The following is a 20404-nucleotide window of genomic DNA, read 5'->3' as shown; positions in this document are numbered from 1 at the left end:
TATGCCTTGGTCTGTCTTGAAGCACTGCCCCAACGCTCACCCGCTCTATCATGGTGCAAGGTGTCCGCTGTGTGCCGCAGCTGGTCGCGCGCGACATGACCTTGCTCGACCATCTTCAAGCGCTCGCGGTTATGGCGGCGCTTGGGCAAAGGCACGATCATCTTTCTTGGCCAGTCATAATTCATGCAAATCATGCGGCAAGCCCGCGACCGTGGTCGATCACATAAAGCCGCACAAGGGCGATAATGCGCTGTTCTGGTCTAAGGACAACTGGCAACCGCTTTGCACGCCATGCCACAATCGCAAGACCGCGACGCAAGACGGCGGCTTTGGGCGTCCAAGCGTGGCGGGGGGCGCAAATAATTTAGACGCTGCTGCCTCTGGACCGGTGGGAAAAAAACAAACGCAATATCGCGAGAATTGGGGGTTCTGGTCATGAAGGGCCGCAAGCCGCCTTTAACCGTGATCGATGGCGGCTTCATGAAGGGCCGTTGTCCGTCTGCGCCTGACTGGTTCACGCCACAGGCCAAGGCCGAATGGCAAAGGTCTGCGCCGCACCTATTCAAAACTGGCCGGCTGCACCCTGACACGATGGCGACGCTTGAAGCCTACTGTGTGGCGGCTGGCATGGTGCGCGAAACCGAAGAAATAATGGGCCGTGAAGGCCGCATGGAAGCGACCGACAAAGGTCAAAAGCCGCACGCGGCATTCAAAATTCAAAGCGCAGCTATGCGCGAAGCCAGACTATTGGCTGCTGAATTGGGGCTGACGCCTCACCGGCGGCGCATGGCTGGCGAAAACGAAGGCAAGCCAACAAATGACCAATGGGATTCCGAACTTCTCGCCTGATCCAGCGCTCTATGAAGACTCAACAGGACGCGCTGACAAGGTTTGCCGATTTGTGCGCCGCCTAAAGCTATGGGAAGGCGATTTTGCGGGCAAGCAATTCAACCTTCACCCATTTCAAGAGGCGACCATTAGGCGCATTTATGGGCCGTCAAAGCCTGATGGTTCACGGCTTACCAGAACCGCTTGCATTTGGATTCCAAGAGGCAATGCGAAGACAACGCTGGCGGCCGCACTTGGGCTTGCACATTTTATGGGGCCAGAAGCCGAAGCTGGCGGGCAGGTGGTCATGGCCGCAGCGGATAGAGAGAACGCGGGGATTGCCTTCAATTCTGCTCACCAATTCGTAGGCCAGGACGACGAATTATCGAAGCGGGTTCGACCAATTGAGAGCCGAAAGACGCTTATACATCCCGGCACCAACTCGACCCTGAAGGCCATTTCATCGGAAAGTTACTCGAAACACGGCTTGAACGTGAGTTTCTTTCTTGCCGATGAAGTCCATTCTTGGACGCTTGGCGAAGGCCGCAAGCTGTTTGGAACCGTCAACGACTCTATGGTGAAGCGATCAAACCCGCTGACGATTATCATTTCGACAGCTGGCGCTGGCATGGGCGGATTTGCTTATGATCTTTGGCAATACAGCCTGAAAGTGGCTTCAGGCGAAGTCGAAGATCCAAGTTTTGCACCAATTATCTTTGCAGCCGATCCTGAAGCCGATTGGCTGGATGAATCCGAATGGCACAAGGCAAACCCTGCAATCGAAGCGGGCTTTTGTTCGCTTGAGGAATTGCGGATCAAGACCCGCCGAATTCAGCACTCGCCAGCCGATGTTTCCGACTTCAAGCGCTTCCATCTAAATATCTGGCAAGAGGGCGCGGCGCTTCCGTGGTTGCCGATCGATGTTTATGACGCCGCTGAAGCACGCACGCCACTAGAAGATTTGATTGGTCGCCCGTGCTTTGTTGGTGTTGATCTTTCAAGCGTTGAAGATTTGACTGCCGTGGTCGCAGTCTTCCCGGACAATGAAGCGGCTGGCACTCGTTATGACGTGCTGCCGATGTTTTTCTTGCCTGAAGCCAACATCGCCAGAAAGGCCGAAAAGGATCAAGCCGACTATTTGAAATGGGCGAGCGAGGGACTTTTGACGCTGACGCCCGGCAACGTGGTCGATCAAGAAGCGGTCATGGATTACATCATCCATCTTGCTCAAACCTACGCGCTTCAGGAAGTCGCGATTGATCGATGGAACTCGACAGCGGTCACAACGCGGCTTTCTGAAGAGGGTATCAACGTCAACCAATTCGGCCAAGGCTTCGCCAGCATGTCAGCGCCGGTGAAAGAACTGAAGCGGGCGATCCTTTGCGGTCAATTCCGACACGGCGCTAGTCCGCTTCTGAGAATGAACTTTGCCAACGTGGTCACTGAGAAAGACCCGGCTGAAAACGAAAAATTCACCAAGGAAAGAGCGCGGGGCCGGATCGATGGCGCTGTTGCATCTGTCATGGCCATTGGCCGCATTATCGCAAACGAAGTGACGACGTCACCTTATGAACAACGTGAAGAGGGCTTTCTGTATGTCTAACCACCAAATCAACCCAAATGCCGTGACCGTTATTGGTCTAACCCGTGTGCTCGATCCTAAGCCAAACAAAGGCGGTAACTCCATAATCGCTTATTTTGACGCTGAAGCACGCGGGTTCATCCTTTGCGGCTGCGCTTTCGTTCGAACCCCGGCGAATGGTTTGACCGTGTTCATGCCGAAGCTTAGCGATGAAGCTAAAGAGCGCCGAAGTGTGAAGCTGGTCGACGATCAATTGCGCACTGCCTTTGTTCGCGCCGCACAAGCCGCTTATCGGGCTATGGGTGGCACAGATGGCGAATGGATACCGTTAGAGCGTAATAGCGGCGATGCTGAGGGCATTAGTCGGCTGCTGAACCGGTCTGGCTCAAAAGAGCCAGCCAGTTGAGCCGGTGTTCTATTCTTCCTTTTTGCGCCATTCCCGCGCCAGTCTTTGGGCTTCCGCAATTTGGCCGGGGCTCATTTTTTTGGCTACAAGGTTACGAGTTCCCGGCGCCATCGGATCGCCGTTTGCTGCTGCAAGATTTGACCATTTATGCGCTAAAACAAAGTCTTGTGGTACACCAAACCCCATGTAATATAGGTGACCAAGGGAGCGTTGTGCGCTGCGATCACCTTGTTCTGCAGCCCTGCGATACCACATTGCTGCGGACTCATAGTCTTGCGGCATTCCCTGGCCGACGTAATACAAACCGCCAAGGCCTCTTTGCCCGCTAGGGCTCCCTTGTTCTGCAGCCCTACGATACCAGATTGCAGCAGTTGCAAAGTCTTGCGGCACACCATTGCCCAGATAGTACATCACGCCAAGTTTGTACTGCGCGTTGGGATCGCCTTGAATTGCATATCGCTCAATTACTCGAAATGCCGCTTTGTAATCACCTTTCTCGTATGCCTCCAAAGCCCCAAGATACTCCGTCATGGCAGCGCTCTTCGCACTTGGGCGCTCTGAAACTGTTTGCGCAACAGCTGTCGGCGCATAACCAAAAATGCCGCCAACAAAACCCAAGGCCAATGAAAATCGATACAGCGACAAGATGATAATCCCTTATAAAAATAACACTGTAACCAGTGTAACCAGACATTTTGGGTCTTTGGTTACAAGTTATATCAATGAAAACAGAGTTGTAACCGTTGTAACCAGTGTAACCAAGCAAAACAATAGATACAAGACTAGGTTTTGATTGCCGCGTGACCCGCCAAGTGACCGTGGGCCACGTTGGTGACTATTTGGTGACTCGAATTGTTTGGCTTCTTTGAAATATAGAAAAAATCTAATAAAAACTGGTGCCGCAAACAGGATTCGAACCTGCGACCCCATCATTACGAATGATGTGCTCTACCGACTGAGCTATTGCGGCACGTTTTCGATGTGGGTGGACCCACGTCTTGCTGTCGCCTTTTGGGGCGAAAGATGGGGCCTGATACAACGACGCAGGGGATTGAGCAACTGTTCGTGAACACGTTCTTGCATGCAGAGCTTGCTCTCCCAATCTATGAGGCATGGCTTGGAAATGTACCTGGCCGCCAAGGAGAGTTGACGAATGTTTGACGCAAATAAGATTTTCGCGGCGCTGCAAAGCGAATTGCCCAAGGCTATCTCTGCTATCAAGACCGAGGGGCAGGCCGGTGTTGATCGCGTTAAGACAGACGCGGACTCGAAGAATATTGCCCTAGGTGCCGGTGCTGCTGGCGTATTGGGTGGCCTTCTCTTGTCTGGCGTCGCAGGCAAGTTTGGTCGCCAAGCAGCCACGCTCGGCGGTCTCGCGGCTTTGGGCACGCTCGCCTACAATGCTTACCAGAAGCATCAGGGCCAAGCGGGTTCTGAAACAGCGCCGAGCGGTGTGTTTTTGCCGAGTTCGACACAAGATCAAGAAGCTGTGGGCAAAGCGACCATTCGCGCGATGATCTCTGCCATGAAGGCCGATGGTCAGATCGAAGCGGCTGAAAAGGCCAAATTGTTTGACCATCTGGCCAAGATCGACCTGTCGGACACCGAGAAAGCCTTCTTATTTGATGAATTGGCCAAGCCGCTGGATATCACTCAAGTGGTGGCTGACGCAACTTCACCGGAATTGGCGCTGGAGATTTATGCGGCCTCTTTGGTGGCGATCAATACCCAAGGCCCCGCAGAAAAGGCCTATCTGGCTGATCTGGCAACCCGCTTGAAGTTGGATACGGCTTTGGTCGCCAAATTACATGACGAGGCCTTATTGCCTGCTTAAAGCCTATCGATCGGCAAAAATTGGTCGGCCTAGCGCGCGCTATGGCCGACCTTTTTTATGCGGCTTCAGAGGTTGAGGTGTGACTGGTAAACGCGTGGATAGCAGCAGCCGACCGCGCGGCACGTAGGCCATCGCGCATATCCTGACGGCGCAATAGACGGGAGATCCGCGCCAGCGCTTTTAAGTGATCAGCCCCCGCGTCTTCGGGCGACAACAAGAGGACGACAATGTCGGCAGGCCGACCATCTGGCGCTTCAAAATCAATCGGCGGGTCCAGCAAGGCCAGAACGGCGGCAGGAGCCTTTAGGCCTTTCAGTCTGGCATGGGGAATGGCCACGCCTTCACCCACGCCGGTACTGCCCAAACGCTCTCGCTCCAATGTTGATTCAAGCGTCGCTGACAGGTCTACGCCATAGGCAGACACGGCTGCTTCAGCCAAGGCCAAAAGGACTTCATTTTTCGTCTGCGCTTTGATCCGGTACACGATGGCGTCAGCGCGGATAAGGTCTGCAAGATCTGGCATAAGGTCTTTTCTCGAATCGACCTGCGCCCCCGCACAGGCCGACTGGTTTGAAAAATACGGCGTCGTAATCAGCCCGATACACTAGGGGCTGGATCAATCCAACCAATATTCCCATCTGCACGCCTGTAAACAACGTTTAGTGCACTCGATCTGGGGTTTCGAAACATCAAAAACGGCGCTTCACCCAGCTCAAGCTGCATCACCGCGGTTGCGACGGGCATGGTTCGAATCACCGTCTTGGTCTCCGCAATTACGGCAGGGCCGGCAGGGACGCTGTCATCTTGCCCGTCATCTGCCTCATCCACATCATCGGATTCGATAACGTTATAGGAGGCCTCTTCGCGCGGCATCGGCGCATGATGCTTGGCGTGATGATCTTTCAGGCGGCGCTTGTAGCGGCGAACACGCTTTTCAATCTTCTCTAAAGCCGCAGCAAAAGCGGCATGAGGCTCTGACGCTTCACCGTTGGCCTCGAGGGTAATGCCGGAATCTAAGTGGACGATGGTTTCAACATGATAGAGGTGGCGCTGCTTGTCTAAAGTCACAATGGCCTCGCCGTCGCGCGAAACATAACGGCCGACACCGATCTCAAGATCTTCTTGGATTTTGCCCCGTAAAGCTTCCCCGACATCGATGTTGCGGCCTGTGACTCTGACTGTGAGATTGCCCATCTGAGGTGCCTCCATGTACCTGGGTGCGGTGGTTATCCACCGTCACATCAGTGTTGCACTGGAACAGTGCTTTGGGAAGATGATTTTGCGCTGAAGTATGGCCGCATCAAGGCAAATTGACCCGTTAGGTCGACATAAACAATATATTTATCAAAAGATTATCGGGTTCGATCAACTAAACCGTCAGTCGAACAAGCGGGTCAATTAGCCGACTCGGCTCATGGTCCTACGGCGCTGGACAGATGAGGGAATCCGCAGCGCTTCGCGGTATTTGGCCACCGTTCGACGCGCAATATCGACGCCCGTCTCGCGCAGGATTTCCACGATGCGATCATCCGACAACGGCGCTTCCTGCATCTCGCCGTCGATGAGGCTTTTAATCCGATGACGGACGGCCTCGGCAGAGTGGGATTCCCCACCGTCAGAGGCATGAATCGCGGTGGTGAAGAAGTATTTCAGTTCAAACACGCCGCGTGGGGTCGAGATAAATTTATTGCTGGTGACGCGTGACACCGTGGACTCATGCATCTCAATCGCGCGCGCCACATCCTTCAGGATCAGCGGGCGCAAGTGGGCGACGCCATAGGTCAAGAAGCCATCTTGTTGGCGAACAATTTCTTTGGCTACTTTCAAAATCGTGCGGGCACGCTGGTCGAGGCTTTTGACAAGCCAATTGGCATCGGCTTGCGCTTCGGCCAGATAGGACCGCTCATCTTGGGAGCGGGCTTGGCGAGACACACTCTCCGCATAGGCGTTATTGACCAGCACGCGGGGCAAGGTGTCGGAATTCAATTCGATCAACCATGTGCCCATCGGCCCTTCGCGGACAAAGACGTCTGGGATAATGGCGCTTGATTCAGCGCTGCCAAAGGTCGCGCCGGGCTTGGGTGTTAAGGCACGGATTTCGGCGATCATGTCGGCCAGATCAGCCCCATCGACGCCGCAAATATCATACAGGCTCTTGAGGTCATGCCGCGCCAATAAAGGCAGGTTCGCCAAAAGCGCTTCCATAGCGGGGTCATACCGGTCGCGCTCTTTGAGTTGCGCGGCCAAGCATTCTTCCACACTGCGCGCACAGACACCGGTGGGGTCAAAGGTCTGCAGGGTTTGGACCACAAGCTCCAGCGCGTCGTGGCCAATGCCCAAGCGCTCAGCTACTTCGGTCATGTCTGCGCGCAAATAGCCAGCATCATCGACGTGATCGATCAGATAGCTCGCGACCATGCGATCAACAGGGGACGAGAAGGCGAGGACGGCTTGGCTCTCCAAATGATCGCGCAGCGACACGGTTTGGGTTAGGCGGCTTTCAAAGTCTTCTAAGTCCTCGAACCCACCCCGGCCGTCGCCCGCTTTGCTCCAGTCCACAGTCGAGCCAATAGCCTCGCTAGCCGGCATGTCGGCATCGCTGTGAACGTCCTCATAGCTGGCATCTAGGGCGGACTCAGCGTGAGGATCAGGTCCGTCGCCGTTGGCGCACAGCTCTTGTGGGCCGTCGGAAGTGGCTACCGCATCGCGGGGGTCGACATCGGGTGTATCTTGGATGCCGAAATCTTCGGCGTCATCGACGCGCTCTAGAACCGGGTTGCGCTCTAATTCCTGCTCGACATAGACGGCCAGTTCAATGGTGGACATTTGCAACAGCTTGATCGCTTGCTGCAATTGGGGCGTCATAACAAGGCCTTGGCCCTGTCGAAGCTCCATGCGCGGTGCGATAGCCATCCAACTCGTCCCCGTTAGGCCTTAAAGTCCGCTCCAAGATAAACACGGCGGACGTCGGGCTGGTGTAACACTTCGTCTGGCGAACCCTCAAACAGGACCTCGCCGTCGAATATGATAGTCGCACGATCAATAATATTCAGTGTATCTCTGACATTATGATCAGTGATTAACACACCAATGCCGCGTTGCTTCAAAAACCCAATCAAATCACGGATGTCGGCAATCGCCAGCGGGTCAATCCCGGCAAAAGGCTCGTCCAAGAGGATAAAGGAGGGGTCGGTTGCGAGGGCTCGGGCGATTTCTAAGCGGCGTCTCTCCCCGCCAGAGAGCGACGTCGCGCGCTGTTTGCGCAGGCGATCGATTCGCAATTCGGTCAAAAGTTCCGTCGCGCGCGCTTCGCGGGTGACAGCATCGGACTCAATGGTTTCAAGCACGGCCAGAACATTGTCTTCCACACTCATACCACGGAAAATCGATGGCTCTTGCGGCAAATAGCCTAGTCCCAAGCGTGCCCGCACATACATGGGCAGCAATGTCACATCTTGTCCGTCGATTGAAATATCGCCGAAGTCGGGCTGAATCAGGCCCATAACCATATAAAAACAAGTTGTTTTGCCCGCACCATTGGGCCCGAGCAGGCCCAAAACCTCCCCGCGCTTCAGGCTCAGCGAGACGCCATTGACGACTTGACGACCCTTATAGGCCTTGCCGAGGTCGTTTGCGATCAAGCCCATTTCATTGGGCGGTCCGGAATTGGCAGAAGTATGGGGTCGGCTCATGGTCGAAAATCCCTCAAGCGTCTGGCACGATCGGGTTGCGAACTCATTTGGAGGCTGGGCCGCCTTTGGTCGCTTGGCCATTGTTCGGGAAAATCACGGCCCGAACGCGACCATCCATCCCGCGCATGGTCGACGCCCGTGTCTTAGTGTTCAGGGTCAACATCGAGCCTTTCAAGACGCTTTGGCCTTGCACAGCGACAACATTTCCGAAGAATTGCACCGTATTGGCCGGCGCATCGAAGATCGCCCGATCACCGCGGATTTTTTCGGTTGGGGTGACATAAAATGTCTCCCCTTCGGTATAGACTTTGTCAATGTCGCCGTTGGAACCATTGGTTCCGCGCAAATAGGTGACGCGGATCCGCGGTGCCCGCAGCACGGCCCCATCTTGCGCCACCGATGCATTGCCAACCAAGGTGCTGACGCCCGCTGCCGGATCATACACCAAATCATTGGCAGATACTTCAATCGGGCCATTGCTGCTGGTCGACTGCGCCAAAGCCGCGCCACCCACAAGGCCAAGGCCGAGTAGGATTACAAAACTGGGTGCAGCAAGCTTTTTTAACTGGGTCATATCAAGTCCATTGATAGAGATTCGTCACTTCTAGCCACCAGACGCCCGAGCCAGACATCAAAATTGTCAGTTGAGCTGGGCGGTCACGTTACCCGTCAGGCGCAGCCTCCGGCTTTCGGTATTGTACTCATAGCGGTCGGCGGCCCCCGTGCCTAGCTCCGATCGAATACGGATTGCGCCCATGCCGGTCAAAGTTCGGGTTTCCTTGTCGAAATAGGCACGCTCTGAGGTGGCTTCGCCATTGTTGAAAGTCACGCGCGCATTTCCCAACAGCGCAACCGCCCCTTTAGCTTCATCCCATTGTAAGGATTGAGCGGTTGCGGCCTCGCCGCTTGGCAAAACGATCTGCGTGCCGCCTTCCAAGGTTAGAACGGATGGGTCAGAAGTCCACATAGCCGAAACTCCAGTTGCCCGTTCACCGGTCTTGCGCGAAAAAACGACATTGCCCTTCAAGGACAAGGTTTGAACATCCTGCGACCAAATGCCCTCGTCTGCGGTTGCGACACTGCCATCCGCGGTCTCAAGCTTCGGCTTTTCGAGACGCACCGCCCCGGCGGGGTCGGAAATACTGCGCGTGGCTTTCAGGCCGGTGACTTTAAGCCGCTTGCCTTCACGCGTATTGCCAACGAATTCCGGTGCATCCATGACAAATTGGTCGCCTTGAACCAGTTTGCTGGTGTCAATCGCGGCACCTTGTACCCCCCGCACAATCACGCTGCCGACCAAGAGCAAAGTCGATAGAGCGGCGCCTCCTAGAAACACCAAGCGCGTCGTTTTCACGCGGATGGTGCGCAGACGCGCATCATTCGGCGTCATGCGGCGCCGGGCAGCGTGGATTGCGTGGGTGTCGAAAGTTGTCATGCGTGGGAAAAGATGTCTGACTCAGACCAACCCATCAAGTCCAAATCGGCCCGAACCGGCAGGAATTCAAAGCAAGCTTGGGCAATTTCATGCCGCCCTTCGCGCTTCAACATCTCAACCAGACGGGTTTTAGCGGCGTGGAGATACAGCACATCAGACGCCGCATAAGCCAATTGCGCATCGCTCAATTGGGCAGCACCCCAGTCAGAGCTTTGTTGCTGCTTATTGAGTTCAACACCGACGAGTTCCTTCACCAAATCCTTCAAGCCATGGCGATCGGTATAGGTGCGCACCAGTTTAGATGCGATTTTGGTGCAAAAGATTGGGCCGACTTCAATGCCCAGATAGTGCTTGCACATGGCCACATCAAAGCGGGCAAAATGGAAAAGCTTCTCGACCTTTGGATCGGCCAGCAAGGCCTTCAAATTCGGACAGTCATAAGCCGGCCGATTAAGGCGGACGATATGTGCATTGCCGTCGCCAGAGCTTAACTGCACCACGCATAAGGCATCGCGCACCAAGGAAAGGCCAAGGGTTTCAGTGTCCACGGCTACAACCGGCCCTAAATCCAAGCCATCTGGTAAATCGCCCTCATAAGAATGAATCGTCACGTCTAAAGCCTCGTCTGGTCACAAATTGCGGGTCCTGACGCGCCGAAGATGGGCTACGTCAAGCGTTGCCGTCTTCTCTAAGCCTTTTTCTGCTGCACCGCAAAAGATGTTGAATGTTGATTACAGGTACGGGTAGGTCTGCCTCTTTTAGAACCGTGCGAGTTCGAGCATAGAGGCGGAGATCATAGACCTTTTGGTGCGCCGTAGCGGACTTGATAGATGTGGGTTGAGACTGGATGAGTAGCGAACGCGATACCGACTCTGATTGGAACCAGCTTGGTGCAGTCGACCCCTTTTGGGCCGTGATAACCGATGAGCGCTTTCGCGCGGACAAGATGGACACCACCACCCGAGAAGCCTTTTATGAAAGCGGATTTGGTAATGTCGATCAGTTCCACACCGCCCTAAAGCACTATTTTTCGGCTCCGGATCATTTTGAAGCCTGTTTGGATTTTGGTGCGGGCGTTGGGCGCTTATTGGTGCCTATGGCCAAGCGTGCGAACCACGCGGTGGGCGTGGACATTGCCGATTCCATGCGGGCGGTTTGTCAGACGCGCTTGGATGAATTAGGCCTTACGGCGGTAGAACTTGTCGCCACGCCCAAAGCTGCGGCAGCGTTTGGCCCGTTTGACTGGATTAACTCCTTCATCGTCCTCCAGCACATTCCCCCTGCCCGTGGCATGGAGCTGATGGCAGACCTGCTCGCCACGCTCAGGCCCGGCGGCTTCTTGTCTCTGCAACTGACAAGCTTTCGCGACGCGCATTTGATGGCGCAAGACACAGCAGGGCCTGTGCGTAAGCTGCTACGAGAGGTCCGGGCCAGTTTGTTTCCAGATCCGCAGCTGGGGCAGATCAGCATGTTTGACTATGACTTGGGCCAAGTCCTCGCCCTTCTGACCCGAGCCGGCTGCCCCCGTTTCGTCTTGGAGCACACCGACCATGGCGGCCACCACGGCTTTATGATTTATGCGCAGAAAGTGGCGGGGTAGGGGGCTCGATATCCTCTGAATTAAGCCCAAACAATTATTTGGAAAACCCGCAAAGAGGCTGATTTTTGGCTAAAGCCTGTTGGGTGTGGCAACTTCTTTCAGAATGCGCCATAGTTTGTTGGCAACACCACATTCATCGGTTTGGAACACGATATGCTGACGCAGGGTGACGACTATCCAATTCATCAAACCGCTGAACCGATTGCCTTTTCGGGCACGGATCGTAATTTTTACGACCGGTATTTCTTCAACGGCTATCAAGCCGATGGCAGCGGCTTTTTCGCCGTAGCCTTTGGCGTTTACCCGCACCTGAATGTCGCGGACGCGCATCTTTCCTTCATCCGCGATGGCGTTCAACATTGTCTGCATGCGTCACGGCTTTTGGCGATGGAGCGGATGGATCTGTCGGTAGGGCCGATCCGGATTGAGATTGTCGAGCCCCTAAACATTCTGCGCATTGTCGTCAGCGAGCATGAGGGCATTAGCGCCGATTTGACCTTTACGGGCCGCGCCTTTCCGGTTGAAGAGCCACGCTTTACGCGCCGGATCGGGCCGCGCACCTTCATGGACTATACGCGCATGACCCAAAACGGGCATTGGTCTGGCTGGATCGAGAAGGATGGCGTGCGCGAGGATGTTGGCGGCAGTGTCGGCACGCGCGACCGTTCTTGGGGCGTTCGGCCTATTGGTGCCAGCGACCCCCAGCCCAACGTACCCCAACAAGTACCGCAATTTTTCTGGCTATGGAGTCCGGTGAACTTTACCGACGCCAGCCTGTTCTTCCACATCAATGCCGATGCAAGCGGCAAGCCGTGGAATAGCAGGGCGGTCTGGTGCCCAGACAAGGCGGGTCCGGCTGATAGAGTGGAGACCGAGCGCGCGTCCATGTCTCTCACCCTGATACCCGGCATGCGTCATGCCAGTTCGGCCAACTTGAGGATCGAAGCCGAAGGCCAACCAGCACGCGAAGCCGCGTTCCAACCCCTCACCACCTTCCTGATGCGCGGTCTTGGCTATGGACATCCCTCTTGGGGGCATGGCGGTTGGAAGGGCGAATTGGTCGTTGAACGTGAGGATATCGACCTGTCTAACATCGTGCCGGGCCGCCCCGACCACCTGCACATTCAAGCCGTTTGCAAAGTGACCCTGTCGACTGGCGGTGAAACGCACGTCGGAACCGGCATCCTCGAACAATTCATCATCGGCGCCTATGCCCCCTTGGGACTAACAAGCCTTGTCGCAGATTAAGCCCATTCCCACGCCGACCGACATCACTGCCGACTGGCTGGCCCAGCATTTGGGCTGGAATGTTTCTGGCGTCTCCGCAAAAGCCGTCGGGACAGGCCAAGTTGGCGCGACCTATCGCTTTTCGCTGACCGATCCCGATCCAGATGCGGCCCAGAAGGCTTCGCTAATTGGCAAATTCATGTCGGAAGATCCGGTCAGCCGGGCCACGGGCATTGCGCAATTAAGCTATGTGCGAGAAGTCAAATTCTACCAGAACTATGGCAACACCAAGCCACTGCCGATCCCAACAGCCAGATATGCGGTGGTGGACGAGGCGACCCACGACTTTGCCCTGCTTATGGACGATTTTCCAAGCCACCGCCCAGGCAATCAGCTCACGCCTGCAACTTTGGAAGAAGCCAAGCTTGCGATGGGTGCGGCGGCTAGCATCCATGCGGCTTGGTGGGGGGACAAAGGTCTAGACACCCATGCTTGGCTCAACGGATCGCAAGCTGCTTCTGGGATGAATGTCGACGGCTTGTTTGAGATGTTATGGCCCGCTTTTTGTGCGCGCTATGGCGACCAGATTAACGACCAAATCCGCGCGACGGGCGAGGCCTATTTGGGGCGGATCAATGATTGGATCACCCAACGCCCTGGGCCTAGGTGCCTCACCCACGGTGATTTCCGCCCCGATAACATGCTGTTTCTTGAGGGCGACCCTGCCCACCCGATTGTCATCGTGGATTGGCAAACGGCTGGGGTAGGAAATGGGGCGACCGATATTGCCTATTATCTCGGAACCGCCCTGACGCCAGAGATGCGGCGTACCCATGAAATGTCCTTGATTAATCTATGGATCGACCATTTGGAAAAGGCCGGGGTGCCACAGGCCGACACCCAAAACCTATGGGACATTTATCGCCGCGACGCTTTAGCAGGCTTTCTCATGGGCGTTCTCGCCTCCATGATCGTCGCGCAAACCCCCCGCGGCGATGCCATGTTCCTAGCCATGTGCGCCCGCGCCGCCGCCATGGTAAGCGACCACCGCTCCTTTGAGCTGATTTAGCAAGATAATCTGCGCACTGGAAAGTGCCTTATTTTTCTGTTTTTATTGGTATTTTGTACTTTCTCGGACTTCGTCAAACAAGAAAGTGGTGCCCAGAAGAGGACTCGAACCTCCACGCCTCGCGGCGCTGCTACCTGAAAGCAGTGCGTCTACCAATTCCGCCATCTGGGCAACGGAAGCGGGGATTTAGAGGACATGGGGGCGGGCGTCAATTGGCTTATCATTGAGTTAGGTGTCATTTCGCCCTGTGCGGCTGACTTGCTGGGGCGGGGGTGGTTCCGCTAAAGGCGGGGCCATGGCGAAACTGGTGATCATGGGCGTCTCTGGCGCGGGTAAGACGACATTGGGCACGGCCTTGGCGGCACGGCTCGATTGGCGGTTCTTGGATGCCGATGATTTTCATTCCCCAGAGGCCAAGGCCAAAATCGCTTCTGGTGTGACCTTGGATGAGACCGACCGCGCGGCGTGGCTTTCTCGGATCAAGCCGGTATTTGACGAGGTGGGGGTGTCGACGATTTTGGCATGCTCGGCGCTCAAGGCCGTGCATCGGACCAGCTTGTCGCCGGATTATCTGGTGCATTTGGTGATCGGGACTGACCTTGCCCACACGCGCCTGTCGACCCGCCAAGGCCATTTTGCTGGGCCCAGCATCCTGGCCTCACAATTTTCGACGTTAGAAACGCCCGATGAGGCGCTGGCTGTCGACGCTGCACAGCCGACGGCTGCGCAGGTCGATCAGATTATCCAGACGTTTGCACTCAAATCTGTGTGAGCGATCAGAACGGGATGGCGCGACGGCGCTTGGAGTAGGCGGTGTAGCCAGCGTTCACCCCTGCGCGGAACCCAATTCCCGTGCGCATCGGGGCCAACGTTACCCCTTCAGCGCGCTGATAGGTTACCGCAATGCCGGCAATAAAGAAGGCCGCGCCTTCGACTCCTGGATAACGGCGGTAAATGCCGTCCGGATTTTGCAAATTATAGACGAGGGTGAAGACTTTGCTGGCATTGCCGCCAGTGTCGAGGCCGATGGATGGGCCTTGCCAGAAGATTTTCCGTTCTTGCCCGTCCTTCATCACCAAGGTGCCTTGGCCATAGCGCAGGCCAAAACCGACTGCTGCGGCATATTCATCGCCGCGGATATAGCCAACCGGGCTGCCTTGGTCTTGGAACACGCGCTCTACCGCTTGGCCAACGCTGCCAGAGGTTTTGCCAAAGAAAGTTCCGGCCGCATCGATGATTTCCTGCTGGGTGAAGCCGTCAGGATTGGCCTTTTTGGTAGCGGTCGCAGCACTTGATGACGTCGCCGTGTCATCGGGTGTCGGCCCTGTCGTTTGCGCAAATGCAGGCGTGCCCATAGTCAGGGCTGCCGCGCAGAGAATAGCAAGTTTTCGGTCTAACATGATGTGGCTCCAAAATCGCCCCTTGGCTTGTTAAAACCAAACATGGTTAGTTTGGCGTTAAAATGGCTAAGCCGTGTTCAGACCTTGGACATGTTTCCGATCACGCCTCATCGGCATGCAAATCATAGGGGATGAGAACGGGCGGATCGTCCAACTCGTCGTACAGGGCCTGGTCGCGTGTGACCAAAGTCCGCCCGCTGGCTTGGGCCGTGGCCACAATCAGCGCATCAGCCAAGTCGAGCCGTCTTTCTTGCCGCAGGGCCGCGGCATAGACGGCAATGTCGGCGTCAATTTGGATCAGATGGAAACGGTCAAGCCAAAGGCGCATGGCATCTTGTTTGGCAGACGGCACGCCAGACATGATCTCCACCCAAGTGATGACAGAGATGGCCGCACCGCTATGGCCGGCAATGGCTTCAGTCGCGGCGCGGTGGCCTTGCAGATGGTCGATCAGAATATTCGTGTCGAACAAAATTTTCATCGAACCTACCCTGTGGTTTGGGTTCACGCGCACCTGCTTTCCGATAGACATGCACCTGCGGCAGCACAAGTCCCCCGCATGGCGCACCCTTCCCCTTCGCCCTCGGGTCAGCTAAAAGCCCGGCCAACTCCTCATTTGACCGACAGAAAGACACACACGTGGCACATCAGCATATCTTCCAAATGCAAGGCCTGACCAAAGCCTATCCAGGCGGCAAGAAAGTATTCGAAAACATCTGGTTGTCCTTCTACCCAGATGCGAAGATTGGTGTGGTCGGTGTCAACGGTTCTGGTAAGTCCAGCCTTTTGAAGATTATGGCGGGTCTGGATAAGGACTTCACAGGTGAAGCACGCCCCGCCCAAGGCACCAAAATGGGCTATTTGGCTCAGGAACCAGATCTCGACCCAACCAAGTCGGTCTGGGAAAATGTCATTGCGGAATGCCCTGAGAAGATCTTGTTTGATCGGTTTGGCGAAATCTCCATGAAGATGGCCGAAGATTATTCCGACGAGCTGATGGAAGAAATGACCGCCCTGCAAGAGCAGATTGATGCGGCGGATGCTTGGGACATTGATGCTAAGATCGAAATGGCGATGGGCGCGCTGCGCTGCCCCGACAATGATGCCGATATCTCCAAGCTGTCGGGCGGCGAAAAGCGCCGCGTTGCGCTGTGCCGCCTCTTGCTGTCCAAGCCCGACATGATGATGCTGGACGAACCAACCAACCATTTGGACGCAGAATCCGTGGCTTGGCTGCAGCACCATTTGGAAGAATTTCCGGGCTGCGTCATTCTCGTCACCCACGACCGCTACTTCCTCGACCAAGTGACGAAGTGGACGCTGGAACTCGACCGCGGCAAGGGCATCCCCTACGAAGGCAATTATTCCAGCTGGCTTGAACAAAAGGCCAAGCGGATCGCGCAGGAAGAGCGCGAGAGCGATGCCAAGTCCAAGATGATGGCGAAGGAATTGGACTGGGTCCGTCAAAGCCCGAAAGCTCGCCAAGCCAAGTCGAAAGCCCGTCTGGCCCGCTATGAAGAAATGGCGGATGCGGCCGAGCGCGAAAAGCAGAGCTTTGCCACCATCCAAATCCCACCTGGACCCCGTCTGGGCACCAATGTTATTCGCTTTGACGGTCTGTCCAAGGGCTATGGCGACCGCATGTTGATCAGTGACCTCACCTTCAAATTGCCGCAGAACGGCATTGTGGGTGTGATCGGTCCAAACGGGGCGGGTAAATCCACCTTGTTTAAAATGATTACCGGTCAAGAAGTGCCAGACTCGGGCTCCATCACCGTGGGCGAGAGCGTGAAGCTGGGCTTTGTCGACCAAAGCCGCGATCATTTGGATGATAATAAGAACGTCTGGGAAGAGATTTCCGGCGGGCTGGACATCATTGATGTTGGCGGCCGTGAAGTGCCGTCGCGTGCTTATGTCGGCACGTTCAACTTCAAAGGTGGCGATCAGCAAAAGAAAGTCGGCCTATTGTCGGGTGGGGAGCGTAACCGCGTCCATCTCGCCAAGACATTGCGGTCGGGTGCCAACGTACTCCTGCTCGACGAACCGACCAACGATTTGGATGTGGAAACCTTGTCGGCACTGGAAAATGCGTTGGAAGTTTGGCCCGGTTGCGCCGTGGTCATCAGCCACGACCGCTGGTTCCTCGACCGTCTGGCCACCCACATTCTCGCCTATGAGGGCGACAGCCATGTGGAATGGTTTGAGGGCAACTTCCAAGCCTATGAAGAAGACAAGAAGCGTCGTCTGGGCCTGACCGAAATCATCCCAAGCCGCATCAAGTTCCAGAAGTTTGCGCGGTAGATTTCCGTCTTTTAGTCCGTATCACCCCTGATCCGCTGCAAGAGCGTTGTCAGCGGAAGGGGTGGTAATTCTAAACGGGATTGAGCGGCGAGGTTTGCGACATGGGACCGGAAATACGGCCAAACCGCAAACTTCGCTGTGCTTTCAAAGAATTTTGTGGCCTCATCTGACGTGAAAGTCTTGGGGACATCAAAAGCGACAATATAGGTGGCTTCACAGAAAACGGCAGCTTGGCTTGTTTCTGTCTGAGCTTCCACGTCCGGCTCGTCTGTCGCCGGGTTAGGTGTGATCAGCAAGTTACATACGACCTTACCGAATAGCCGGCCGTTCTCTGGAGAAAAGTGTGGCGCATCCAAAATTGATTGATTGGTAAATTTTTGAAGTTGATCAATTTCTCGCAGCTTAGACAGATCAAATTCCCAATTTGACTCTGTAAGCCTAATATCGAGCAATTTAGCCTCTTTGACGGCTTGGTTGTAACTCTCTTTAGAGGATGGGTGGGCTGCTTTGGCCATTGTTATGCCGCAGCCTCTGCCGGCAAATATCTGGATTCCGCGCCATTGGCCGGTTCAAGTTGGGATGACTTGATCCAACCATAGGAATCCAACTTGACCTCACTCAGACTTGCCAGCTCTCGATTGCGCTTTTCAGCGCGCGCGTTCATTTCATCGATTTTTCTGCAGCTGATGACGAGTTCCTCGCCCATCGCGAAAAACAATTGCGCTGCCTTCTTGATGGTCAAATTGCTCGGATCACCGCCGAAAATTTGCGAAATCCGGGCTTCAGAGACATTGAGATCTCTTGCCAATTGCGCCTTTCGGATCTTCTTTTCTTCCAAAAGCCTGATCGCCATTGCCTGAACGTTGGCGATAGCCCGCTCTTCGGCCAAGATCATCTCATACTCTTTGTTCTTCATTAGGTTCTCCTAAACCCTCGCACCCACCACAAGCCGGTTTACCTTCTGTGCCAATCTACTGGCCTTTGAGAGGTCGCCGGGATCGGCTTTTTGCGTTTTCTTCACGGCAACATTGGTTGCGAAGAAAGTTCTCTTTGCATTGATGGAGCCTTGAACGCCGTACACCCGGGATTGTTTCTCTTTGAAGGCCCAAACTTGCAATCCGTCATGACGCCCTTCATCGAAGTTCAGTTTCTTGGGCGGAATTGAAACGTTCTCCATCGTGCAATACATTTTTTCCATCGTTGCCTGAATCTTAGCTTGATCTCGAAGTGGCAGCGTCAAAAACGCTGCTAAGCATTGTTTGTTCATCCAGATCGAAGCAACCGGTCCGTCGCAGAACATCTCCCACACGTCATCATCGGCTCGCGCTTCAGACATAGGCCACAGACCTTAACATATAACTTAACTCAAGGGCTGTGGGATACAAGATGCTATTATGCCACAGGCGCACGCGCATTCGATTTTGGGCAATTTCGCCCCCTTTTGATTAGTTTTCTGAATTTATGGAGGAATAAGCACACAGACTTACAATTTTTAAATCATAAGCACTATTTTTATCAAATTCAATCACAGCAAGATTTTTAAAGCACGCAAATATGATCCCGCTCCGCAGAAGCGGGTTAAGTGGCGACAAATTTACAAGTGGATCCGAAAAGCCCTATAACACAAACCGGCTGAGATCGCTGTTCTTCGACAAGCCTTCGACCTTTTCGCGCACGTAAGCGCCGGTGATGTCGATGGTTTCGCCGCCGCGGTCAGTGGCGTGGAAGCTGATGTCGTCTAGGACGCGTTCAAGGACCGTATGCAAGCGGCGCGCGCCGATATTTTCCACGCTGGTATTCACCGCCACGGCCACATCGGCAATGGCATCCACGGCGTCTTCAGTGAAGGAAAGCGTAACGCCTTCAGTGCCCATCAGGCCGACATATTGTTTGACAAGGCTGGCTTCGGGCTCGGTCAAAATGCGGCGGAAATCATCGCGGGTCAGGGCTTGTAGCTCAACCCGGATCGGCAAGCGGCCTTGTAGTTCAGGCAATAAGTCTGAGGGTTTGGCGACATGAAACGCACCAGAGGCGATGAAAAGGATGAAGTCGGTCTTCAGCGCGCCGTGCTTGGTCGAAACGGTGGTGCCTTCAATCAGTGGCAACAAGTCGCGCTGCACGCCTTCGCGGCTGACATCTGCGCCCTGACGCTCTGCCCGCGCGCAAATTTTATCGACTTCATCGATAAAGACCACGCCTTCGGTTTCGGCCAAAAGCAAGGCCTCTTGCGTGATAGAATCCTTATCCAATAGCTTGTCGCTCTCCTCGGTCACCAAGGGCTCATAGGCTTCAGCGACCGTCGTTTTTCGCGTGCGCTTCTTGGAGCCGGACAAGTTTTGCAACATGGTGCCTAAGTCGATCATGCCGCCGGGCGCACCTGGGAATTCCATCATGGAAGCGGCAGGCGAACTCACGTCAAAATCAAGCTCGATCTCTTTGTCGGCTAACAGGCCGCCACGCAATTTCTTGCGAAATGCTTCCCGTGTGCCTTGGCTAGCCTCAGTGCCAACGAGGGCGTCTAATACGCGGTCCTCGGCCATGGCTTCGGCCTTGGCGCGCACGTCTTTGCGGCGGCGGTCGCGTACCAGATGGATGGCGGCCTCTACCAGATCACGGATGATCTGATCCACATCGCGGCCGACATAGCCCACTTCGGTGAATTTGGTGGCTTCCACTTTGACAAAGGGCGCCCCAGCCAGTTTGGCCAGACGACGCGCAATCTCCGTCTTGCCGACGCCCGTTGGCCCGATCATCAGAATATTCTTTGGCGTGGTCTCTTCACGCAATTTCTCCGGCAAGCGCTTGCGGCGCCAGCGGTTACGTAGCGCGATGGCAACGGCACGTTTGGCGTCAGACTGGCCGATCACATGACGGTCGAGTTCAGAAACAATTTCACGGGGGGAAAGGTCGGTCATTCTACGGTCGCCAATTGTTCAATGGTCAGATTTCCATTGGTATACACACAAATATCGGCCGCAATCGCCATGGCTTTGCGGGCAATGGTCTCAGCGTCGAGGTCTTGATCATAAA

At 55.1% G+C, this 20404-nt stretch carries 24 protein-coding genes, 2 tRNA genes and 1 pseudogene; 10 read left to right on the top strand and 17 right to left on the bottom strand.

Going from position 1 to position 20404, the window contains the following annotated elements; all coding sequences use genetic code 11:
• The first annotated feature begins 1 nt into the window (after position 1).
• The 4 genes from ACOVRA_RS10320 to ACOVRA_RS10305 are packed head-to-tail and all read left to right on the top strand — an operon-like array spanning position 2 to position 2816.
• Positions 2-439, top strand: coding sequence for an HNH endonuclease signature motif containing protein (locus tag ACOVRA_RS10320; RefSeq protein WP_421720222.1), 438 nt, complete (start codon positions 2-4; stop codon positions 437-439).
• On the top strand, positions 436-849 hold the full coding sequence (locus ACOVRA_RS10315) for a phage terminase small subunit P27 family (protein ID WP_421720221.1): 414 nt from the start codon (positions 436-438) through the stop codon (positions 847-849). Before ACOVRA_RS10320 ends, ACOVRA_RS10315 begins: the two co-directional genes overlap by 4 nt.
• Positions 818-2431: a terminase large subunit gene (locus ACOVRA_RS10310; protein WP_421720220.1), complete on the top strand. Its 1614-nt coding sequence runs from the start codon at positions 818-820 to the stop codon at positions 2429-2431. Before ACOVRA_RS10315 ends, ACOVRA_RS10310 begins: the two co-directional genes overlap by 32 nt.
• Entirely contained in the window at positions 2424-2816 is a 393-nt protein-coding gene (locus ACOVRA_RS10305; RefSeq protein WP_421720219.1) for a hypothetical protein, read from the top strand. The genes ACOVRA_RS10310 and ACOVRA_RS10305 overlap by 8 nt, the downstream gene beginning before the upstream one ends.
• A 9-nt stretch (positions 2817-2825) precedes the next feature.
• Here ACOVRA_RS10305 and ACOVRA_RS10300 read toward each other — a convergent pair whose 3' ends face one another.
• Positions 2826-3461, bottom strand: coding sequence for a tetratricopeptide repeat protein (locus tag ACOVRA_RS10300; protein WP_421720218.1), 636 nt, complete (start codon positions 3459-3461; stop codon positions 2826-2828).
• Positions 3462-3710: 249 nt separating this feature from the next.
• A tRNA-Thr gene (locus ACOVRA_RS10295) sits at positions 3711-3786 on the bottom strand.
• Positions 3787-3969: 183 nt separating this feature from the next.
• On the opposite strand from ACOVRA_RS10295, the gene ACOVRA_RS10290 reads away from it, so the two are divergent.
• On the top strand, positions 3970-4650 hold the full coding sequence (locus tag ACOVRA_RS10290; RefSeq protein WP_421720217.1) for a tellurite resistance TerB family protein: 681 nt from the start codon (positions 3970-3972) through the stop codon (positions 4648-4650).
• A gap of 55 nt (positions 4651-4705) precedes the next feature.
• Here ACOVRA_RS10290 and ACOVRA_RS10285 read toward each other — a convergent pair whose 3' ends face one another.
• From ACOVRA_RS10285 to ACOVRA_RS10255, 7 genes are all read right to left on the bottom strand, one after another.
• A complete protein-coding gene (locus ACOVRA_RS10285) occupies positions 4706-5173 on the bottom strand; it encodes a PTS sugar transporter subunit IIA (RefSeq protein WP_421720216.1) in 468 nt (155 codons plus the stop codon).
• 68 nt (positions 5174-5241) lie between these two features.
• A complete protein-coding gene (gene hpf / locus ACOVRA_RS10280) occupies positions 5242-5844 on the bottom strand; it encodes a ribosome hibernation-promoting factor, HPF/YfiA family (RefSeq protein WP_421720215.1) in 603 nt (200 codons plus the stop codon).
• A 204-nt stretch (positions 5845-6048) separates the two neighbouring features.
• On the bottom strand, positions 6049-7563 hold the full coding sequence (gene rpoN / locus ACOVRA_RS10275; RefSeq protein WP_421720214.1) for an RNA polymerase factor sigma-54: 1515 nt from the start codon (positions 7561-7563) through the stop codon (positions 6049-6051).
• Positions 7564-7577: 14 nt separating this feature from the next.
• Positions 7578-8342: an LPS export ABC transporter ATP-binding protein gene (gene lptB, locus ACOVRA_RS10270; protein WP_421720213.1), complete on the bottom strand. Its 765-nt coding sequence runs from the start codon at positions 8340-8342 to the stop codon at positions 7578-7580.
• A 43-nt stretch (positions 8343-8385) separates the two neighbouring features.
• Entirely contained in the window at positions 8386-8916 is a 531-nt protein-coding gene (locus ACOVRA_RS10265; RefSeq protein ID WP_421720212.1) for an LptA/OstA family protein, read from the bottom strand.
• A gap of 66 nt (positions 8917-8982) precedes the next feature.
• Positions 8983-9777 (bottom strand): hypothetical protein, encoded by a 795-nt coding sequence (locus ACOVRA_RS10260; RefSeq protein WP_290801472.1) that lies wholly within the window; start codon positions 9775-9777, stop codon positions 8983-8985.
• Complete coding sequence (locus ACOVRA_RS10255; RefSeq protein ID WP_421720211.1) at positions 9774-10388, bottom strand: ribonuclease D; 615 nt, start codon at positions 10386-10388, stop codon at positions 9774-9776. Before ACOVRA_RS10255 ends, ACOVRA_RS10260 begins: the two co-directional genes overlap by 4 nt.
• Positions 10389-10624: 236 nt before the next feature.
• Between ACOVRA_RS10255 and ACOVRA_RS10250 the strand changes: the two genes are divergently transcribed.
• The 3 genes from ACOVRA_RS10250 to ACOVRA_RS10240 all read left to right on the top strand — a co-directional run bounded on the left by ACOVRA_RS10250 (position 10625) and on the right by ACOVRA_RS10240 (position 13673).
• Entirely contained in the window at positions 10625-11377 is a 753-nt protein-coding gene (locus ACOVRA_RS10250; protein WP_421720210.1) for a class I SAM-dependent methyltransferase, read from the top strand.
• A gap of 153 nt (positions 11378-11530) precedes the next feature.
• Positions 11531-12625: a hypothetical protein gene (locus tag ACOVRA_RS10245; protein ID WP_421720209.1), complete on the top strand. Its 1095-nt coding sequence runs from the start codon at positions 11531-11533 to the stop codon at positions 12623-12625.
• Positions 12612-13673, top strand: a complete 1062-nt coding sequence (locus ACOVRA_RS10240; protein ID WP_421720208.1) for a phosphotransferase family protein — start codon at positions 12612-12614, stop codon at positions 13671-13673. Before ACOVRA_RS10245 ends, ACOVRA_RS10240 begins: the two co-directional genes overlap by 14 nt.
• 86 nt (positions 13674-13759) lie before the next feature.
• Here the strand turns inward: ACOVRA_RS10240 and ACOVRA_RS10235 are convergent.
• Positions 13760-13844: transfer RNA gene (locus ACOVRA_RS10235), tRNA-Leu, on the bottom strand.
• 124 nt (positions 13845-13968) lie between these two features.
• Here ACOVRA_RS10235 and ACOVRA_RS10230 point away from each other — a divergent pair.
• A complete protein-coding gene (locus ACOVRA_RS10230; RefSeq protein WP_421720207.1) occupies positions 13969-14445 on the top strand; it encodes a gluconokinase in 477 nt (158 codons plus the stop codon).
• 4 nt (positions 14446-14449) lie between these two features.
• Here ACOVRA_RS10230 and ACOVRA_RS10225 read toward each other — a convergent pair whose 3' ends face one another.
• Both ACOVRA_RS10225 and ACOVRA_RS10220 read right to left on the bottom strand, forming a co-directional pair.
• A complete protein-coding gene (locus ACOVRA_RS10225) occupies positions 14450-15073 on the bottom strand; it encodes a DUF1134 domain-containing protein (RefSeq protein WP_421720206.1) in 624 nt (207 codons plus the stop codon).
• A gap of 100 nt (positions 15074-15173) precedes the next feature.
• The gene (locus ACOVRA_RS10220) at positions 15174-15554 is read right to left on the bottom strand and encodes a PIN domain-containing protein (RefSeq protein ID WP_421720205.1); all 381 of its coding nucleotides are present in this window, start codon (positions 15552-15554) and stop codon (positions 15174-15176) included.
• Between the two features lie 158 nt (positions 15555-15712).
• Here ACOVRA_RS10220 and ettA point away from each other — a divergent pair, with 158 nt between their 5' ends.
• Entirely contained in the window at positions 15713-17374 is a 1662-nt protein-coding gene (gene ettA, locus ACOVRA_RS10215) for an energy-dependent translational throttle protein EttA (protein ID WP_421720204.1), read from the top strand.
• An 11-nt stretch (positions 17375-17385) separates the two neighbouring features.
• Here ettA and ACOVRA_RS10210 read toward each other — a convergent pair whose 3' ends face one another.
• The 5 genes and pseudogenes from ACOVRA_RS10210 to ACOVRA_RS10190 all read right to left on the bottom strand — a co-directional run.
• Positions 17386-17889, bottom strand: coding sequence for a hypothetical protein (locus ACOVRA_RS10210; RefSeq protein ID WP_421720203.1), 504 nt, complete (start codon positions 17887-17889; stop codon positions 17386-17388).
• Positions 17890-17891: 2 nt separating this feature from the next.
• Positions 17892-18290, bottom strand: a complete 399-nt coding sequence (locus tag ACOVRA_RS10205; RefSeq protein WP_298226135.1) for a hypothetical protein — start codon at positions 18288-18290, stop codon at positions 17892-17894.
• 9 nt (positions 18291-18299) lie between these two features.
• Positions 18300-18710 (bottom strand): hypothetical protein, encoded by a 411-nt coding sequence (locus ACOVRA_RS10200; protein WP_421720202.1) that lies wholly within the window; start codon positions 18708-18710, stop codon positions 18300-18302.
• Between the two features lie 280 nt (positions 18711-18990).
• Positions 18991-20289 carry an ATP-dependent protease ATPase subunit HslU gene (gene hslU / locus ACOVRA_RS10195; RefSeq protein WP_421720201.1) on the bottom strand — a complete coding sequence of 433 codons (1299 nt, stop codon included), beginning with the start codon at positions 20287-20289 and terminating at the stop codon, positions 18991-18993.
• A pseudogene (locus ACOVRA_RS10190) lies at positions 20286-20404 on the bottom strand (hypothetical protein); the annotation flags it as partial. The pseudogene ACOVRA_RS10190 and the gene hslU, both read right to left, overlap by 4 nt.

Source organism: Aquidulcibacter sp., assembly GCF_049239865.1.
Classification (GTDB): Bacteria; Pseudomonadota; Alphaproteobacteria; order Caulobacterales; family Aquidulcibacteraceae; genus Aquidulcibacter.
The sequence above is the reverse complement of the archived record's forward strand: the minus strand, read 5'-3'. Positions and strand labels throughout refer to the sequence as shown.

What these genes read in the sequence shown, in the direction of transcription:
- ACOVRA_RS10320 (WP_421720222.1), top strand. Translation starts at nt 2, where the DNA reads ATGCCTTGGTCTGTCTTGAAGCACTGCCCCAACGCTCACCCGCTCTAT.
- ACOVRA_RS10315 (WP_421720221.1), top strand. Translation starts at nt 436, where the DNA reads ATGAAGGGCCGCAAGCCGCCTTTAACCGTGATCGATGGCGGCTTCATG.
- ACOVRA_RS10310 (WP_421720220.1), top strand. Translation starts at nt 818, where the DNA reads ATGACCAATGGGATTCCGAACTTCTCGCCTGATCCAGCGCTCTATGAA.
- ACOVRA_RS10305 (WP_421720219.1), top strand. Translation starts at nt 2,424, where the DNA reads ATGTCTAACCACCAAATCAACCCAAATGCCGTGACCGTTATTGGTCTA.
- ACOVRA_RS10290 (WP_421720217.1), top strand. Translation starts at nt 3,970, where the DNA reads ATGTTTGACGCAAATAAGATTTTCGCGGCGCTGCAAAGCGAATTGCCC.
- ACOVRA_RS10285 (WP_421720216.1), bottom strand. Translation starts at nt 5,173, where the DNA reads ATGCCAGATCTTGCAGACCTTATCCGCGCTGACGCCATCGTGTACCGG.
- hpf (WP_421720215.1), bottom strand. Translation starts at nt 5,844, where the DNA reads ATGGGCAATCTCACAGTCAGAGTCACAGGCCGCAACATCGATGTCGGG.
- rpoN (WP_421720214.1), bottom strand. Translation starts at nt 7,563, where the DNA reads ATGGCTATCGCACCGCGCATGGAGCTTCGACAGGGCCAAGGCCTTGTT.
- lptB (WP_421720213.1), bottom strand. Translation starts at nt 8,342, where the DNA reads ATGAGCCGACCCCATACTTCTGCCAATTCCGGACCGCCCAATGAAATG.
- ACOVRA_RS10265 (WP_421720212.1), bottom strand. Translation starts at nt 8,916, where the DNA reads ATGACCCAGTTAAAAAAGCTTGCTGCACCCAGTTTTGTAATCCTACTC.
- ACOVRA_RS10260 (WP_290801472.1), bottom strand. Translation starts at nt 9,777, where the DNA reads ATGACAACTTTCGACACCCACGCAATCCACGCTGCCCGGCGCCGCATG.
- ACOVRA_RS10250 (WP_421720210.1), top strand. Translation starts at nt 10,625, where the DNA reads ATGAGTAGCGAACGCGATACCGACTCTGATTGGAACCAGCTTGGTGCA.
- ACOVRA_RS10245 (WP_421720209.1), top strand. Translation starts at nt 11,531, where the DNA reads ATGCTGACGCAGGGTGACGACTATCCAATTCATCAAACCGCTGAACCG.
- ACOVRA_RS10230 (WP_421720207.1), top strand. Translation starts at nt 13,969, where the DNA reads ATGGCGAAACTGGTGATCATGGGCGTCTCTGGCGCGGGTAAGACGACA.
- ACOVRA_RS10225 (WP_421720206.1), bottom strand. Translation starts at nt 15,073, where the DNA reads ATGTTAGACCGAAAACTTGCTATTCTCTGCGCGGCAGCCCTGACTATG.
- ACOVRA_RS10220 (WP_421720205.1), bottom strand. Translation starts at nt 15,554, where the DNA reads ATGAAAATTTTGTTCGACACGAATATTCTGATCGACCATCTGCAAGGC.
- ACOVRA_RS10210 (WP_421720203.1), bottom strand. Translation starts at nt 17,889, where the DNA reads ATGGCCAAAGCAGCCCACCCATCCTCTAAAGAGAGTTACAACCAAGCC.
- ACOVRA_RS10205 (WP_298226135.1), bottom strand. Translation starts at nt 18,290, where the DNA reads ATGAAGAACAAAGAGTATGAGATGATCTTGGCCGAAGAGCGGGCTATC.
- ACOVRA_RS10200 (WP_421720202.1), bottom strand. Translation starts at nt 18,710, where the DNA reads ATGTCTGAAGCGCGAGCCGATGATGACGTGTGGGAGATGTTCTGCGAC.
- hslU (WP_421720201.1), bottom strand. Translation starts at nt 20,289, where the DNA reads ATGACCGACCTTTCCCCCCGTGAAATTGTTTCTGAACTCGACCGTCAT.